The 16,628-nt window shown below is 71.9% G+C and carries 13 protein-coding genes; 9 read left to right on the top strand and 4 right to left on the bottom strand.

Going from position 1 to position 16,628, the window contains the following annotated elements; translation table 11 throughout:
- Window positions 1-546 precede the first annotated feature (546 nt).
- Window positions 547-1,104 (top strand): transcriptional regulator NrdR, encoded by a 558-nt coding sequence (gene nrdR / locus ACIQ8B_RS26150; protein WP_106412111.1) that lies wholly within the window; start codon window positions 547-549, stop codon window positions 1,102-1,104.
- A gap of 167 nt (window positions 1,105-1,271) precedes the next feature.
- On the top strand, window positions 1,272-4,166 hold the full coding sequence (locus tag ACIQ8B_RS26155; RefSeq protein WP_290004218.1) for a vitamin B12-dependent ribonucleotide reductase: 2,895 nt from the start codon (window positions 1,272-1,274) through the stop codon (window positions 4,164-4,166).
- Between the two features lie 113 nt (window positions 4,167-4,279).
- Here the strand turns inward: ACIQ8B_RS26155 and ACIQ8B_RS26160 are convergent, their stop codons facing one another.
- Entirely contained in the window at window positions 4,280-4,813 is a 534-nt protein-coding gene (locus ACIQ8B_RS26160) for a TerD family protein (protein WP_403550082.1), read from the bottom strand.
- Between the two features lie 156 nt (window positions 4,814-4,969).
- On the opposite strand from ACIQ8B_RS26160, the gene ACIQ8B_RS26165 reads away from it, so the two are divergent.
- The 3 genes from ACIQ8B_RS26165 to ACIQ8B_RS26175 all read left to right on the top strand — a co-directional run bounded on the left by ACIQ8B_RS26165 (window position 4,970) and on the right by ACIQ8B_RS26175 (window position 7,309).
- Entirely contained in the window at window positions 4,970-5,575 is a 606-nt protein-coding gene (locus ACIQ8B_RS26165; RefSeq protein ID WP_106412108.1) for a YdbC family protein, read from the top strand.
- Between the two features lie 110 nt (window positions 5,576-5,685).
- Complete coding sequence (locus ACIQ8B_RS26170) at window positions 5,686-6,405, top strand: histidine phosphatase family protein (protein ID WP_403550084.1); 720 nt, start codon at window positions 5,686-5,688, stop codon at window positions 6,403-6,405.
- The gene (locus ACIQ8B_RS26175; RefSeq protein WP_403550086.1) at window positions 6,395-7,309 is read left to right on the top strand and encodes an ADP-ribosylglycohydrolase family protein; all 915 of its coding nucleotides are present in this window, start codon (window positions 6,395-6,397) and stop codon (window positions 7,307-7,309) included. Before ACIQ8B_RS26170 ends, ACIQ8B_RS26175 begins: the two co-directional genes overlap by 11 nt.
- Window positions 7,310-7,693: 384 nt before the next feature.
- Here ACIQ8B_RS26175 and ACIQ8B_RS26180 read toward each other — a convergent pair whose 3' ends face one another.
- Window positions 7,694-9,241, bottom strand: a complete 1,548-nt coding sequence (locus ACIQ8B_RS26180; protein WP_403550088.1) for an MFS transporter — start codon at window positions 9,239-9,241, stop codon at window positions 7,694-7,696.
- A gap of 185 nt (window positions 9,242-9,426) precedes the next feature.
- Here ACIQ8B_RS26180 and ACIQ8B_RS26185 point away from each other — a divergent pair, with 185 nt between their 5' ends.
- The 3 genes from ACIQ8B_RS26185 to ACIQ8B_RS26195 all read left to right on the top strand — a co-directional run bounded on the left by ACIQ8B_RS26185 (window position 9,427) and on the right by ACIQ8B_RS26195 (window position 11,528).
- On the top strand, window positions 9,427-10,050 hold the full coding sequence (locus ACIQ8B_RS26185; RefSeq protein WP_403550090.1) for a TetR/AcrR family transcriptional regulator: 624 nt from the start codon (window positions 9,427-9,429) through the stop codon (window positions 10,048-10,050).
- An 82-nt stretch (window positions 10,051-10,132) separates the two neighbouring features.
- Window positions 10,133-10,834, top strand: a complete 702-nt coding sequence (locus ACIQ8B_RS26190; protein WP_290004208.1) for a ribonuclease HII — start codon at window positions 10,133-10,135, stop codon at window positions 10,832-10,834.
- Window positions 10,835-10,901: 67 nt separating this feature from the next.
- Window positions 10,902-11,528 (top strand): hypothetical protein, encoded by a 627-nt coding sequence (locus ACIQ8B_RS26195; protein ID WP_403550092.1) that lies wholly within the window; start codon window positions 10,902-10,904, stop codon window positions 11,526-11,528.
- Between the two features lie 289 nt (window positions 11,529-11,817).
- On the opposite strand, the gene ACIQ8B_RS26200 is transcribed toward ACIQ8B_RS26195, so the two are convergent.
- Both ACIQ8B_RS26200 and ACIQ8B_RS26205 read right to left on the bottom strand, forming a co-directional pair.
- A complete protein-coding gene (locus ACIQ8B_RS26200; protein WP_290004204.1) occupies window positions 11,818-12,432 on the bottom strand; it encodes a hypothetical protein in 615 nt (204 codons plus the stop codon).
- Window positions 12,433-12,644: 212 nt separating this feature from the next.
- On the bottom strand, window positions 12,645-14,810 hold the full coding sequence (locus ACIQ8B_RS26205; RefSeq protein ID WP_403550094.1) for a RecQ family ATP-dependent DNA helicase: 2,166 nt from the start codon (window positions 14,808-14,810) through the stop codon (window positions 12,645-12,647).
- Between the two features lie 141 nt (window positions 14,811-14,951).
- Here ACIQ8B_RS26205 and ACIQ8B_RS26210 point away from each other — a divergent pair, with 141 nt between their 5' ends.
- Window positions 14,952-16,577, top strand: coding sequence for a DUF4192 domain-containing protein (locus tag ACIQ8B_RS26210; protein WP_403550096.1), 1,626 nt, complete (start codon window positions 14,952-14,954; stop codon window positions 16,575-16,577).
- Window positions 16,578-16,628: the final 51 nt, after the last annotated feature.

The following is a 16,628-nucleotide window of genomic DNA, read 5'->3' on the forward strand; positions in this document are numbered from 1 at the left end:
GATGCTTTCGAAAGGTTGCGCCAAACACACGTTCGAGTGAAAAAAAGCGAATTGCGGTACGTGTTCTTTCGCCGAGGTGTATTGGTCGCCACGCTTCCCGCCGGACAAACGGGCCATTTGGTGTACTCTTCTCCGCCGAGGTCTCCGCCGGGGCGGCGGCCTCGCGGCGCGCGGACTCAGTCTGCCACCGTGGGCTCCCGCGCGCGTGAAGCGGCCCCGCCCTCCTCTGGAACGGCACGCCCCCTCCCCGTCTCCGGCACGCCTTCTCCCCGACGGGCGGAGCCCCCGGGGTCCGCGACGGGCGGGCCTCCGGGCTCCGGCAGGCAGACCTCCGGGCCCGTCTTCCCGCTCCGGCGAGCGCGACACGCGCGCGGCCTGAATGTATGAGCCAATCCCCACATCTAGTGGTTGGATTCCGGCAGCAGCCCAGAAGTTGTGGTCCCCCCGGTCTTCGAGGGCTCCGTGATCGCCTATGCTGGTGCTGCTTCGTGAGGCCCCTGAGGCCTGGCGAGGCCATCGAGTCTGCTGTGAGGAGGGTTGGGATCCATGCACTGCCCCTTCTGCAGGCACCCCGACAGCCGTGTCGTCGACAGCCGTACGACCGACGACGGCACGTCGATCCGCAGGCGCCGCCAGTGCCCGGACTGCTCCCGTCGTTTCACGACCGTGGAGACGTGTTCGCTCATGGTGGTCAAGCGGTCGGGAGTCACCGAGCCGTTCAGCCGCACCAAGATCATCAACGGTGTGCGCAAGGCGTGCCAGGGGCGGCCCGTCACCGAGGACGCCCTCGCCCAGCTCGGCCAGCGGGTCGAGGAAGCGGTGCGGGCCACCGGGAGCGCCGAGCTGACCACCCACGACGTGGGACTGGCCATACTCGGCCCGTTGCAGGAACTCGACCTCGTCGCCTACCTGCGGTTCGCGTCCGTGTACCGGGCGTTCGACTCGCTGGAGGACTTCGAGGCCGCGATCGCGGAACTCAGGCGGGCGGAGCGGCCCGGCGCGGACGACGGGGACGGCGACGGGGCCGCCCCGGGGAGCCGGGAAGACGACAGCGGGCAGGAGGGGGCCGCCCAGGTCCCCGCGCCCGCTCCCGCCACCGGCTGAGCAGCGGTCCGGCCCCGGACGCGAGGGTCCGGGGACCGGTTCGGCCGGCGGCGACGAACAGACCTGTTGCGGGCAGGCGAGTGGGTGCCCGCAGCATCAGACAGAACACCGTGCCACGGGAACATCGGGGCACTTCAGGGCGTTTTCGCCCGTATCAGGGAGGCGGCATGACAGAGACGGCGAGCGGTCCGGCACGTAGTTCCCGAGCCAAGGCGAGCAAGGCCGGCAAGGGACTGCGCGTCGAGCGCATTCACACCACCCCGGGGGTCCACCCGTACGACGAGGTGGCCTGGGAGCGCCGTGACGTCGTCATGACCAACTGGCGCGACGGCTCGGTCAACTTCGAGCAGCGCGGCGTGGAGTTCCCCGACTTCTGGTCGGTGAACGCGGTCAACATCGTCACCAGCAAGTACTTCCGCGGTGCCGTCGGCACCCCGCAGCGCGAGACCAGCCTCAAGCAGCTGATCGACCGCATCGTGAAGACGTACCGGAAGGCCGGCGAGGACAACAGGTACTTCGCCTCGCCCGCCGACGCCGAGATCTTCGAGCACGAGCTGGCCTACGCCCTCCTGCACCAGATCTTCAGCTTCAACAGCCCCGTGTGGTTCAACGTGGGCACGCCCCAGCCGCAGCAGGTCAGCGCCTGCTTCATCCTGTCCGTCGACGACTCCATGGAGTCGATCCTCGACTGGTACAAGGAAGAGGGCATGATCTTCAAGGGCGGCTCCGGCGCCGGCCTGAACCTCTCCCGCATCCGCTCCTCCAAGGAGCTGCTCTCCTCCGGCGGCAACGCCTCCGGCCCGGTCTCCTTCATGCGCGGCGCCGACGCCTCCGCCGGCACCATCAAGTCCGGCGGCGCCACCCGCCGCGCCGCGAAGATGGTCGTCCTCGACGTGGACCACCCCGACATCGAGGACTTCATCGAGACCAAGGTCAAGGAGGAGGAGAAGATCCGCGTCCTGCGCGACGCGGGCTTCGACATGGACCTGGGCGGCGACGACATCGCGTCCGTCCAGTACCAGAACGCCAACAACTCCGTGCGCGTCAACGACGAGTTCATGGAGGCCGTCGAGAAGGGCGGCAAGTTCGGCCTGCGTGCCCGCATGACCGGCGAGGTCATCGAGGAGGTCGACGCCAAGGCGCTCTTCCGCAAGATCGCCGAGGCCGCCTGGGCCTGCGCCGACCCGGGCATCCAGTACGACGGCGTCATCAACCACTGGCACACCTGCCCCGAGTCCGGCCGGATCACCGCGTCGAACCCGTGCAGCGAGTACATGCACCTGGACAACACGTCCTGCAACCTGGCCTCGCTGAACCTGATGAAGTTCCTCAAGGACGACGGCAAGGGCGACCAGTCGTTCGAGACCGAGCGCTTCCAGAAGGTCGTCGAGCTGGTCATCACCGCGATGGACATCTCGATCTGCTTCGCGGACTTCCCGACCCAGAAGATCGGTGAGAACACCCGCGCCTTCCGGCAGCTGGGCATCGGCTACGCCAACCTCGGCGCCCTGCTGATGGCCACCGGTCACGCCTACGACTCCGACGGCGGCCGCGCCCTGGCCGGTGCCATCACCTCCCTGATGACCGGCACCGCCTACCGCCGCTCCGCCGAGCTGGCCGCGATCGTCGGCCCGTACGACGGCTACGCCCGCAACGCCGACGCCCACAAGCGCGTCATGAAGCAGCACGCCGACGCCAACGGCACCGCCGTGCGCATGGACGACCTGGACACCCCGGTGTGGGCCGCCGCCACCGAGGCCTGGCAGGACGTGCTGCGCCTCGGCGAGACGAACGGCTTCCGCAACGCCCAGGCGTCCGTGCTCGCCCCGACCGGCACCATCGGCCTGGCGATGTCCTGCGACACCACCGGTGTCGAGCCCGACCTCGCCCTGGTCAAGTTCAAGAAGCTGGTCGGCGGCGGCTCGATGCAGATCGTCAACGGCACCGTCCCGCAGGCCCTGCGCCGCCTGGGCTACCAGGAGGAGCAGATCGAGGCGATCGTCGCCCACATCGCCGAGCACGGCAACGTGATCGACGCCCCCGGCCTCAAGCAGGAGCACTACGAGGTGTTCGACTGCGCCATGGGCGAGCGCGCCATCTCCCCGATGGGCCACGTCCGCATGATGGCCGCGATCCAGCCCTGGATCTCCGGCGCCATCTCCAAGACGGTCAACATGCCGGAGACGGCGACCGTCGAGGAGGTCGAGGAGATCTACTTCGAGGCCTGGAAGCTGGGCGTCAAGGCGCTCGCCATCTACCGCGACAACTGCAAGGTCGGCCAGCCGCTCTCCGCCAAGACCAAGGAGAAGGAGAAGGCCGAGGTCACCGAGAAGGCCGAGGAGACGATCCGCGCCGCGGTCGAGAAGGTCGTCGAGTACCGCCCGGTCCGCAAGCGTCTCCCCAAGGGCCGTCCCGGCATCACCACCTCCTTCACGGTGGGCGGCGCCGAGGGGTACATGACCGCCAACTCCTACCCGGACGACGGTCTCGGCGAGGTCTTCCTGAAGATGTCCAAGCAGGGGTCGACGCTCGCGGGCATGATGGACGCCTTCTCCATCGCCGTCTCGGTGGGCCTCCAGTACGGCGTGCCGCTGGAGACGTACGTCTCCAAGTTCACCAACATGCGCTTCGAGCCGGCCGGCATGACGGACGACCCGGACGTGCGGATGGCACAGTCGATCGTCGACTACATCTTCCGCCGCCTGGCGCTGGACTTCCTGCCGTTCGAGACGCGCTCCGCGCTCGGCATCCACTCCGCCGAGGAGCGGCAGCGTCACCTGGAGACCGGCTCGTACGAGCCGGCCGACGAGGACGTCGACGTCGAGGGCCTGGCGCAGTCGGCTCCGCGCGCCCAGGAGCTGAAGGCGGTCACCACGCCGAAGGCCGGGACCGAGGCGGTCAAGCCCGCTCCGAAGCAGGCCCACACCAGCGCCGAGCTGGTGGAGATGCAGCTGGGCATCCAGGCCGACGCCCCGCTGTGCTTCTCCTGCGGCACGAAGATGCAGCGGGCCGGCTCCTGCTACATCTGCGAGGGCTGCGGCTCGACCAGCGGCTGCAGCTGACGCCGGCCCCTCCGGGCGCTGCCCGGGGGTGAGACGGCGAGGGCGGTGGCACCGGGGTTCCGGTGCCACCGCCCTCGGGCGTTCCCGGCCGTACCGCCGACGGCGCGCCGGCGTCAGGCCCGGCGGGCCGCGCCCATCTCGCGGGGGAAGTCCACCGGGTCGCCGCCGAAGCCGTGCACGCCCGCCCTGAACTCCCAGCGGCCCGTGCCCTCCCGGACGAACTCCGCGACCGTGGCCGCCGCCACCCCGGGCACCCCGCCGAAGTCGTCCTCCGCCAGGACGTCGTAGCCCTCGCGGATGCGCAGCCCCGGGTTGCCCACCTCGGAGAACGTCCGCCGCGCCTGGTGCTGCTGGACGACGACCCCGACCACCACGCGCCCGTACCGCCGGTCCAGGCGGTCCAGCTCCAGCGTCATGACCTCGTCGTACCCGAACCCCTTGCCGTCCTGGCTGTCCCGGCTGAGCGTGATGGTGCCGTCGGGGGAGCGGCTGTCGAAGTGCACCACGTAGGCGGGATCGCCGTGCGGGTCGCCCTCCAGGTAGGGCGCGGCGACGAGATCGAGGTCGGTGGAGGGCTCTCCCGACGGACTCGGATCCCACCGCAGCGCGATCTCGACCTTGCGGATCCCCTTGCTGAGGCCGTTCACCCGTTGTCCCCTTCCTCGTGACCGTCCTGCCGGTGCACCCCAACTGCCGCGTGTCCGCGGCAGATTGTCCATCCTGCCACGCCCGAGCTCCCGGGCGCCGGTACGCAGTCCCCCTGGGGGCGACCGGGCGGCGCTCCCTGGCCTTACGATGGCGCGGTGCTGGTCAAGTGGATTCGCTGCACCGTGGTGGACCGTCGGGGGTTCGAGCGGGGGCAGCGGAAGTGGGCGGGGCTTCTGGGGGAGCCGGGGTTTCGCGCGCAGGGCGGAGGATGGAGCCGGGGACGTCAGGACGTGGCGCACATCTTCTCCTTCTGGGAGAGCCGCGCCTTCTACGACTCCTTCATGGCCCGGTCCCACGACCGGCTCGCCGCGTCCCAGGCGGGCACCTTCAAGGACGCCCAGGTCAGGCTGTTCGACCACCGCTTCGACGTGAAGACCGGGTTCGAGCCGCGCTTCACCGACGCCGACCTGATCAGGGTCGCGCTGTGCCGGGTCCACGAGGAGCGCGCCGAGCACTTCGTCCTCATGCAGGAGAAGGTGTGGAACCCGGCGATGGCCGGCTCGCCCGGCATGGTGCGGGGGCTGTTCGGCGAGGCGCCGGGCAGCGAGTACCTGGTCCTGTCGATGTGGCGGTCCGCCGCCGAGCACGGCAAGTACCGGACCGAGCGCGTGGAGCGGCTGGCGCTGCGGGCCCAGACCGAGGCGGACGTCGCGGCCCTCGCAGGCGACATCGTCGACATGGAGCCCGCCTGGACGGTGTGAGCCGGCGGCGGACGCTCCAGCGACTCGTGCACGGCGAACTTCGTGTGACATATGCCGTACGGAACGCGCACGAGTGTCCGAAGCGCCCTCACCGGATCTAGGGTTTCGGCATGGCACGACCACGGCGCATCGTCCTTGTCCGGCACGGTGAATCAAGGGGCAATGTCGACGACACCGTCTACGAGCGCGAACCCGACCACGCCCTCGGCCTCACCGAACGGGGCAGGAAGCAGGCCGAGGAGACGGGCGAGCGGCTCCGCGACCTCTTCGGGCAGGAACGGGTCAGCGTCTACGTGTCCCCGTACCGACGGACGCTCGAGACCCTGCACTCCTTCCACCTCGACCCGGACCTGATACGCATCCGGGAGGAGCCCCGGCTGCGCGAGCAGGACTGGGGCAACTGGCAGGACCGCGAGGACGTACGCCTGCAGAAGGCCTACCGGGACGCCTACGGGCACTTCTTCTACCGCTTCGCCCAGGGCGAGTCCGGCGCCGACGTCTACGACCGCGTCGGCGGTTTCCTGGAGAGCCTCTTCCGCAGCTTCGAGGCCCCGGACCACCCGCCGAACGTCCTCATCGTCACCCACGGCCTGGCCATGCGGCTGTTCTGCATGCGGTGGTTCCACTGGACCGTGGCGGAGTTCGAGTCGCTGTCCAACCCGGGGAACGCCGAGGTGAGGATGCTCGTCCTGGGCGAGAACGGAAAGTACGCCCTCGACCGGCCCTTCGAGCGCTGGCGGGACCCGGAGCCCTACCCGATCACGGGATGGACGAAATGTGCTGGAGTCGGCGGGAACGGAATGGGAGAGTTGCGAGGCGATGACCACTGATCATTCCCCGAAGACGCGCCTGGAGCGCGCCCTGGCCAGCCTGCGCGGCCTGTCGGTGGGGGATGCGCTCGGCTCGCAGTTCTTCGTGCCGGTGAACCACCCGCTGCTCAAGCGCCGCGAACTGCCCGAGGACCCCTGGCAGTGGACCGACGACACCGAGATGGCGTGCTCCGTCGTCACCGTCCTCGCCACGCACCACCGCATCGACCAGGACGCCCTGGCCCACTCCTTCGCCCACCGCCACGACTTCGACCGGGGGTACGGCCCCGCGGTCAACCGGCTGCTGCGGCTCGTCCGCGAAGGCGGCGACTGGCGAGTGCTGGCCGCCGCGCTCTTCAACGGCCAGGGCTCGTGGGGCAACGGCGCCGCGATGCGGATCGCGCCGCTGGGCGCCTGGTACGCCGACGACCCCGAACAGGCCACGCACCAGGCGGAGATCTCTGCCTACCCCACGCACCAGCACCGCGAGGCCGTGGTCGGCGCCATGGCCGTCGCCGCTGCCGCCGCCCTCGCCGCGGCGCCGGACGGCCCGCCCCGCGCCGAGGACCTCCTCGACGGGGTCATCGCGCTGGTGCCCGCGCGCAGCGCGGTCGGCGCGGGACTGCGCCGGGCGCGCGACATGCTCGACTACGGCGACGCGGCCACCGTCGCGGCCGTCCTCGGCTGCGGACGGCGTACGACCGCGCACGACACGGTGCCTTTCGCGCTCTGGTCCGCCGCCCGCTCCCTGGGCGACTACGAGCACGCCTTCTGGACGACCGCGCAGGTGGGCGGGGATGTCGACACCACCTGCGCCATCGTGGGCGGGGTGCTCGCGGCGGGCTCCGCGGGGGCGCCGCCCGAGGAGTGGGCGGAGCGGGTGGAGCCGTTGCCGGAGTGGGTGGCGCGGGTGGTCGAGGTCTGAGGCCTCGGCCTGCGACGTGGCTCGGCTCGCGGGCCTTCTTGCGCTTGCGCTGGAACGGGGTGCCGGCCGCTCTCGGCCGGTCGAAACTCTCCGTGCCTGACGGGAACTCTGTGTGACCGGCCGCTCGTTGTCGGTGTGTCCGCTGCGGGCGGTGTGAGGTCCTGCGGGTGCTGACACGTGTCGGCGCAGCGCGGGGACGGGGCGTGAGACTCGGGGGAGGTGTGCGGGATGGCCGTGTGGGCGCGTGATCCGGCCGTGTGGGCGGGCGTTCTGCTGGTGCTGTGCACCGCACTGCTCAGGTGCGCGCGCCGGCCCGGCGTCACCCGGCCGACCCCCGTGAAGTCGGCCGGTGCGTCGCCGGGCCGGACGCGTGCGGTGTTCCCCTCAGCCGATGCCCGGTCCCGCCGAACCGGACAGCGCCTCCAGGTCGCTCCTGCGGACCCGGATGACGAGCCAGGCGACGGCCAGGGCCAGCACGGCCATCGCGGCGGCCGGGATGAACGCCGAGGAGATGCCCTGCGCGAGCACCTCGTGCCCCCAGGGCGCCGGAAGCTGCTGGGTCCGGGCGAACTCCGCCTGCTGCTCCGCCGTCCCCTCGGCGAGGAAGGCCGGCACCTGCTGCTCCGCCTCGTCCCGGCTGGCCGTGCCGAACACCGTGGTCAGCAGTGCCAGGCCCACCGATCCGCCCACCTGCTGCGTCGCGTTGAGCAGACCGGAGGCGGCGCCGGCCTCGTGCTGGGCCACTCCGGAGACCGCGGTGAGCGTCAGCGTCACGAAGTTCAGGCCCATGCCGAAGCCGAAGACCAGCATCGGCCCGAGAATGCCGCTGACGTAGGAACTGTCGGAGTCGATCAGCGTCTGCCAGGCCAGGCCGAGGGCGGCCAGCGCCGAACCGATGATCATGAACGGCTTGGGTCCGAACACCGGCAGGAACCGCTGCGACACCCCCGCCCCGGCGGCGATCACGACCGTCACGGGCAGGAAGGCGAGACCGGCCTCGATCGGGGTGTAGCCGAGGACGTTCTGCACGAACAGAACGATGTAGAAGAACATGCCGAACATCGCCGCGGCGAGGCTGAGCATGATCACGTACGTGCCCGAGCGGTTGCGGTCGGCGAACATCCGCAGCGGGGTGATCGGTTCCTTGGCCCGGGACTCGATCAGGGCGAAGCCCGCCAGCAGGAGCACCGAGGCGACGAAGGAGCCGATGGTGAGACTGTCCCGCCACCCCTCCTCGGCCGCGCGGATGAAGCCGTAGACGAGCGTGGCCATACCGGCCGTCGAGGTCACCGCCCCCACAATGTCGAAGCGGCCGGTGTGCCGTTCGGACTCGTTGATGTACACCGGCGTGAGGACGGCGATCAGCAGGCCGATGGGGACGTTGACGAAGAGCACCCACCGCCAGTCGAGCCATTCGGTGAGCATGCCGCCCGCGAGCAGCCCGATGGCGCCGCCGCCCGCCGAGACCGCGGCGAAGACGCCGAAGGCGCGGTTGCGTTCGGGGCCCTCCGGGAACGTGGTGGTGATGAGTGCCAGCGAGGTCGGCGAGGCGATCGCTCCGCCCACGCCCTGCAGGACGCGCGCGGCGAGCAGTTGCCAGGGCTCCTGGGCCAGCCCGCCGAGCAGGGAGGCCGCGGTGAACAGCAGGATGCCGCTCATGAAGACGCGGCGGCGGCCGAGGATGTCGCCCGCCCGGCCGCCGAGGAGCAGCAGTCCGCCGAAGGTCAGGGTGTAGGCGCTGACCACCCACGTCAGATCGGTGGTGCTGAACTGCAGGGCATTCTGGATGTGCGGGAGCGCGATGTTCACAATCGTCGCGTCGAGTACGACCATGAGTTGACAGGCCGCGATGACGGCGAGCGCGACGCCGGGACGCCCTTGTCGGAGGGCCGCACCCGGCCGTGGATCCTGGAGCAAAGGAGAGGTGGTCACTATGGGTCCCCCACGAATGAGTTAGTGAACGAGCGCGTTCACTGTTGCGTCAACGGTAGGAGCCCTCGACAGTGAACGCAAGCGTTCACTGAATGGCCGTCGTTCCGGCGTGTCCCCCTTCGGCGCCGCGCGGCGGGTGCTTCATCCCCCCATGCCCGCTTCCTCTGCTCGTTGGAGAGAGTCAGATGGTTACTTCGAGCTGGGCGGCCGCCCAGGCTCAGACGGTCGCCTCGCGCCGCCGCGGCGCCGTACTGGAACAGGCGATCCTCGAGGCCGCGCTGGAGCAGCTCAGCACGGTCGGCTGGAACGGCCTGACGATGGAAGGCGTCGCCGCCGGCGCCCAGACCGGGAAGGCCGCCGTCTACCGGCGCTGGCCCTCCAAGGAGGACCTCGTCGCGGACGCCCTGCGCGCCGCGCTGCCCGAGTTCGACGAGGCGCCGGACCTGGGGAGCGTGCGCGAGGACCTGCTGGAGCTGTGCCGCAGGGCCCGGGACGCGATGTTCTCCAGGCCCGGCTGCGCCCTGCGCGCGGTCATTCACGAGTGCGATAGCGCGGAGGCCGAGCACTTCCACGCGGTGATCGTCAACGGCGTCATCGAACCGACCCTTGCGAAGCTCCGCGAGGTGGTCGAGCGCGGGATCGAGCGGGGAGAGGTGCGCCCCGACGCGGCCAACGGCTACGTCTTCGACATCATTCCGGCGATGATGATGTACCGCTCGAAGATGTGCGGCAGCGAATGGTCGGACGTCGATCTGGAGCAGATGATCGACCAGTTGATGGTTCCGCTGCTGCGGTCGCACGCCTCCTGATCACAGGGTGATGACGGCGGCGACCGCAGTCGGGGAGCCGGGGTGTCGCACGCCGGACCGGGCGGCGTACGCTAAGGGCGCCATGCCGTACGAACCGCCCACTCACACCGTCGAGCGCTCACTCCGCGCCACGACCGGAGCGAAGATCGTTGCAGGTGTCGACGAGGTGGGGCGTGGCGCGTGGGCCGGCCCGGTCACCGTCTGCGCGGCGATCACCGGACTGCGCCGGCCCCCCGAGGGACTCACCGACTCCAAACTCCTCGCCGTCAAGCGCCGCACGGAACTCGCCGAGACGCTGCGGAGCTGGGTCACGTCGTACGCCCTGGGGCACGCGTCGCCCGAGGAGATCGACGCCATGGGGATGACCGCCGCGCTCCGGCTGGCGGCCGTCCGCGCCCTGGAAGGCCTGCCCGTCCGGCCCGACGCGGTCATCCTCGACGGCAAGCACGACTACCTGGGCTCGCCCTGGCGGGTCCGGACGGTCGTCAAGGGCGACCAGTCCTGCGTGGCCGTGGCGGCGGCGTCGGTCATCGCCAAGGTCCAGCGCGACAAAATGATGGCCGAACTGGGTGCCGACCATGCAGACTTCGGTTTCGCGGACAACGCCGGGTATCCGTCCCCCGTGCACCGGGCCGCGCTGGAGGTCCGGGGACCCACCCCGTACCACCGCCTGTCGTGGGCGTATCTTGATGCGCTGCCCCAGTGGCGGCACCTCAAGAAGGTCCGCACCTGGACGGAGGCGCGCGTCCCGGAGATCGAGGGCCAACTCGGCTTCGACTTCTGACGGGCCGCTCGCACTGATGTGCCACCCGGCGACGCCGGCCGTGCCAACGTTTGATAAAAATCAGCTCATGCCTCTCCTTCCCGAGGAGCCTCAGATTCACGAGAGTGCCCAGGGTCCCCGCGCCACGCCGGCCAGTGGCCGTACCGCGCCGACCCCCCGCCCCGTACCCGGTCCCCGCGCCGCGGCTCCGTCGCGTCCCGGTCGTCCCGGCCCGCCGCGGCCGGCTCCTCCGGCCCAGCGCACGCCGCGTGACGCGGCCCCCGCCGCCACACCCGGCCCTCCGGGTCCGTCCGCCGCCGCCAACGGCCCGCAGATCCAGCTGATCCCGGCTTCCGTCGAAGGGGCGCTCGACGCCGCCGAGGAAGCCGTCGACCTGCTTCTGGACTCGGGCCGCGCCCCCGGCGACGTGCTGGTGATCACCACCGGTGACCAGCATCCGTGGGCCACCCACGAACTGTCCTTCGGTGAAGCCGCCTACTGGGCCCAGCACGACTCCGGTGACGACGTCTTCTACACGGACGTCCAGGTGGCGGACCGTGCCAAGGCGCGTCCCGTCGTGGTGGTCGCCGTCAACGGCGGTCCCGAGTCCCTGACCGCCTCCGCACTGAAGACGGCCCACGCCCGGGCCGGCGCGCTGCTGATCGTCTGCGGGGACCCGCAGCGCATCAACTCCGTGCTGGGCGCCGGGGTCTGAGCCGACGCCACGGCGTCGACCGGCACGGCGGGCGAGGCCGTCGCACGCACGCGTGAACACCGGCGGTCGCAGTGCCCGCACCGCTGGCCCCTCGGTGTGCCCGGCGACGGATGAGGGCGCACGGCGCGGGGACGTGGCTCGGGGGTCCTCGGTGTCGTCTGCCGGACGGCCCGCGAGGCACGCGTGGTCCACGGTCGCTCCGTGGCGCCGCACGCCGGGGCCCGCCGGTGCCACGGGCGTGCACGCCGGACGTGCGGGGGCCGGACGTCGGCAGTGCATCCGGGTGGCGTCAGCGGGCCGCCGCGCGCCGCAGTACATCCGACGCCGCCCCGCCCGTGCGGGGAATCCGCGGCGGCGCCTCGGACATGGCGACCGGCTCCGGCTCCGAATGGGCGCTGGGATGGCGGCCGCCGCGCCCTTCCCCCAGCACCTGCCAGCCGTCACGGGTCAGCGTGATGTACGCGCCGCAGCGCAGCCCGTGCAGGGTGCAGGCGTCCCGCAGCCCCCACATCCAGGCCCCGTCCTCCTCCGTCCAGCGGGCGTCGCCCTCACGGCAGTAGAGCAGGACGGCGGTGCGCACCGGGGTGCGGCGCCGCAGGTCGTGCGGGATGACCCGGCGCAGCTGGGCCAGCAGCACGTTGCGGTACATCCAGCCGTCGGCGGCGGCGGAGCGCCGGGTGAACGACGCGCTCGCCCGGAGGCGTTCGTCGGGATCGAGCACGGCGACGACCGCGGTCGCCGGGCCGGGACGGTGCCGGGCGTGCAGTCCGCTGACGACCTCGCGCGGATTGCGCAGCAGCGGGATTCCCGCGGCCGCCCACTCCGCAGGCTCGAGCACACGGCGGGCGGATGCGGCGGACGTCGACAGCGATGCCGCCGAGGACGGAGCGAATCCGAAGGTCACGGTCCTCCCTTCGGCTACGCCCACACTGCGGGCGGGTCGGATTCGGGGAGCGCGCACGCAACAGAGCCTTACCTGGTCGGCGGGCGAGCCGTGCGGGTGCGTCCTTCAATTCTTCCTGTCGAACGTGGATGCGGCAACGAGCAATTGGGGCAGGGGACCGTTATCGGTGGATTCGCGGCTAATATCCCCACCCGTCGGACGGAACCCTCCGGTCAGCCCTGTACGGCCAGTACCAGCGGCAGCACTCCTTGCGCGCCCGCCCGCCGCAGCAGCCGTGCCGCGACAGCGAGCGTCCACCCTGTCTCGGTGTAGTCGTCCACCAGCAGCACCGGGCCGCCGGCCCGCGCGAGTGCCTCCGCGAGCTCCGGCGGCACGGTCAGCGCGCCGGCGAGGGCCTTGAGCCGCTGGGCGCTGTTGCTGCGGGGGAGTCGGTGCTGCTCACCCGTGCTCCGCACCGTCCCGAACAGCGGCAGCCGGCCGGTCTCCGCGATGTGCGTCCCGAGCGACTGGACGAGCTGCGGCCGGGTGCGCGAGGCGACGGTGACCACCCCGACCGGCCGGGGCTGGGCGTCGTCCACCCCCGGCGCCCAGCCGCCGGGTCCCTTGGCCCAGTCGGCGAGCACGCCCACCGCGGCACGCGCGACGTCGTCGGGCACGGGCCCGTCCGGAGCATGCGGCGCGAGCAGCGGACGCAGCCGGTTGCCCCAGCCGATGTCCGACAGCCGGCCCAGCGCCCGGCCCCGCGCCGCCTGCTCCCCGGCCGGGATGCGGCCCTTCAGATCCACGCCGATCGCGGGGAGTCCGGTGGGCCACATGCGCCGGGGCTCCACCTCGACGCCCGCCCGGCCGAGGTCGGCGCGGGCCGCGTCGAGGGCCACGGCGGAAGCCTCGGCCGTGTAGCGGGCGCCCGCGCAGTTGTCGCAGCGGCCGCAGGGCTTGGCGCCCTCGTCGTCCAACTGCCGCTGCAGGAACTCCATCCGGCAGCCCGTCGTCGACACGTAGTCACGCATCGCCTGCTGCTCGGCCGCGCGTTGACGCGCCACCCACGCGTACCGCTCGGCGTCGTACGTCCAGGGCTGTCCGGTCGCGGTCCAGCCGCCCTTGACCCGCTTCACCGCCCCGTCCACGTCGAGCACCTTCAGCATGGTCTCGAGGCGGGAGCGGCGCAGTTCCACGAGCGGTTCGAGCGCGGGGAGGGACAGCGGCCGTTCGGCGCGCGCCAGCACGTCGAGCGTGCGCCGCACCGTCTCCTCCGGAGGGAAGGCGAGGGACGCGAAGTACTCCCAGATCGCCTCGTCCTCCTTGCCCGGCAGGAGCAGCACTTCCGCGTGCCGGACACCGCGGCCCGCGCGGCCGACCTGCTGGTAGTAGGAGATGGGCGACGACGGCGACCCCAGGTGCACCACGAAGCCCAGGTCGGGCTTGTCGAACCCCATGCCGAGGGCGGAGGTGGCGACGAGGGCCTTCACCTTGTTGGCGAGCAGGTCCTCCTCGGCCTGCTGCCGGTCGGCGTTCTCCGTCCGGCCGGTGTACGAGGCGACCGCATGACCGTGCCGGCGCAGGAACGCGGTGACCTCCTCGGCCACGGCCACGGTGAGCGTGTAGACGATCCCCGACCCGGGGAGCTGGTCCAGGTGGTCGGCGAGCCAGGCCATGCGGTGCGCCGCGTCCGGCAGGCGCAGCACGCTCAGGCTGAGGCTCTCCCGGTCCAGCGGCCCCCGCAGCACGAGCGCGTCCGAGGAACCGCCCGTGCCGAGCTGGTCGGCGACGTCGGCGGTCACCCGGGCGTTGGCCGTGGCGGTGGTGGCGAGGACCGGCACCCCCTCCGGGAGGTCGTTCAGCATCGTGCGCAGCCGGCGGTAGTCCGGGCGGAAGTCATGGCCCCAGTCGGAGATGCAGTGCGCCTCGTCGACCACGAGAAGTCCGGTCGCGGCCGCGAGGCGGGGCAGCACCTGGTCGCGGAAGTCGGGGTTGTTCAGCCGCTCGGGGCTGACGAGCAGCACGTCCACGTCACCGGCGTCGATCTCCGCCCGGATGGCGTCCCACTCCTCGCTGTTGGAGGAGTTGATGGTCCGGGCACGGACCCCGGCCCGGGCCGCGGCCTCGACCTGGTTGCGCATGAGCGCCAGGAGTGGGGAGACGATCACGGTCGGTCCGCTGCCCTGGGCCCGCAGCAGCGCGGTGGCCACGAAGTACACCGCGGACTTGCCCCAGCCCGTGCGCTGGACGACCAGGGCCCGGCGCTTGTCGGCGACCAGCGCCTCGATCGCCCGCCACTGGTCGTCACGCAGCCGGGCGGTGCCCGTGTCGTCGCCGACGAGACGGGCGAGCACCGCGTCGGCGGCCGTCCGGAGATCCGTGTTGCTCGTGTGCTCCATGGGTCCCATACAACAGGACCGCGCCGACATCGAGCGTGGGCTGGGGGCGAAGGACGACCGGCGACGACGGTTGTGGCATGGACCTGACCCGACTTATCCACAGGGAAACCGGAATGTCGCAATCTGCGAGAGGGTCCCGGCATGACGAACCACAGCGGGACGACCGGTCCCTCCGAGAACAGTGACATCCCGATCCTGCGCGGACACGACGAAGCGGAGCCACGGCGGGACGCGGCCGCGTCCCGCACCGGGACACCCGTGCCGGAGAGCGGGACGGACCGCCCTCCGCTCCCGGCGGACCTGTCCTGCACCGCGTACGAGAGCCACGGCGATCCGCGGCAGGTGACCCTGCGCACCCCGGCCGAGCTCGCCGACGCCGTGCCCTATCTGCTCGGGTACCGCCCGGAGGACAGCGTCGTGCTCGTGTCCCTGCACGACACGGGCGGGCGCGGCAGGTTCGGCGGCCGGGCCCGGCTCGGCATCCCCGCCGACGCGGGCGACTGGCCCTCCGCCGCCCGGCAGCTCGCCCAGGGCCTGGTGACCGGCTGCGAGCGCCGAGGCGCCCGGCCCGAGCAGATGGTCGTGTTCCTGTGCCAGGAACCGGGACAGGGCGAGACCGGCCGACAGGTCAAGGAGCGCCTCGGACCGCTGGCCCACGCCCTGCGGCTGGAGTGCGGAGCCCTCGACGTCCCGGTGGTCGAAGCCCTCTGCGTCTCCGACGGCCGCTTCTGGTCGTACTGCTGCGACGACCGGACCTGCTGCCCTGCCGAGGGAACACCGATGGGCCTGCCCGGCACGTCCGTGCTGGCCGCCGCAGCCGCCTACGCCGGGCTCCAGGTCCGCGGCTCCCTCCGTGAACTGCATGCCCGCCTCCAGCCCTGGCAGACCTCCGCCGCCCACGACCAGCGCCGCGCACTGGACGACGCCGGGCTGAAGCTGCTGCCCCGGATCGTCGACGAACAGGCGCGGAGGAAGGTCGCCGACGAGACGATGGAGCTGGCCGGGCGTCTCGTGCGCCGCCTCGCCGACGCCCCGTCCGTCTCCGGCGCGCTCCCGGCGGACCTGCGGGACGACGAGCTGATCGGGTTCGACGAGGCGGCCACGGTGCTCCTCGGCCTCCAGGACCGCACGACCCGCGACCGCGCCGCCGCGTGGATGGAGGGCGACGAGGCGGACCCCGCCCTGCGCCTGTGGCGGACCCTGGCACGCCGCTGCGTCGGCCCGTACGGCGAGTACGCCGCCGCGCCCCTCACCCTCGCCGGGTGGGTCGCCTGGTCCACCGGTGACGAACTGGAAGCCCGGGAGGCGCTCGCCATGGCCCTCGGGGCCGACCCGGACTATCTCTTCGCCCGTCTGCTGCACCAGGCGTGCAACGAGGGACTCGACCCGGAGTCGATCCGTCGCTGTCTGCGGGGCGAGGGCGAAGGAAGGGGTGTGGCGCGGCCCGCGGACGAGGGGGCGGATCCCCGCCCGGCGGAGGCAGGCGAGGCCTCCGTTCAGGACGCGGAGCCCGCCTCCCGAAGGCGCCATGTGCGGGCCGCCGGCCGCACGGGTCGGCCGACGCGCCGTGGGACCACCGCGGCCGGACGGCTGCCGCGCCCGCGGACGGCACCCGGCGGGACCCGCCCCGAAGGTGCCGCGCACCCCGGCGGCCCGGATCCGCGAGGGGGCCGCCCCGGCGGCAGTCGCCCCGGCGGCACGAGCCGACGCGGACACCGCCAGGACGGCGCGCACTCCGCGTCACACGGAGGGGACACGGAGGAGTGAAGGGATCCACGTAGAGGTGGTGTCCGGCCGACGGTCAGCCCGGCGAGGGGA

Source organism: Streptomyces sp. NPDC096105 (genome assembly GCF_044763335.1).
GTDB lineage: Bacteria > Actinomycetota > Actinomycetes > Streptomycetales > Streptomycetaceae > Streptomyces.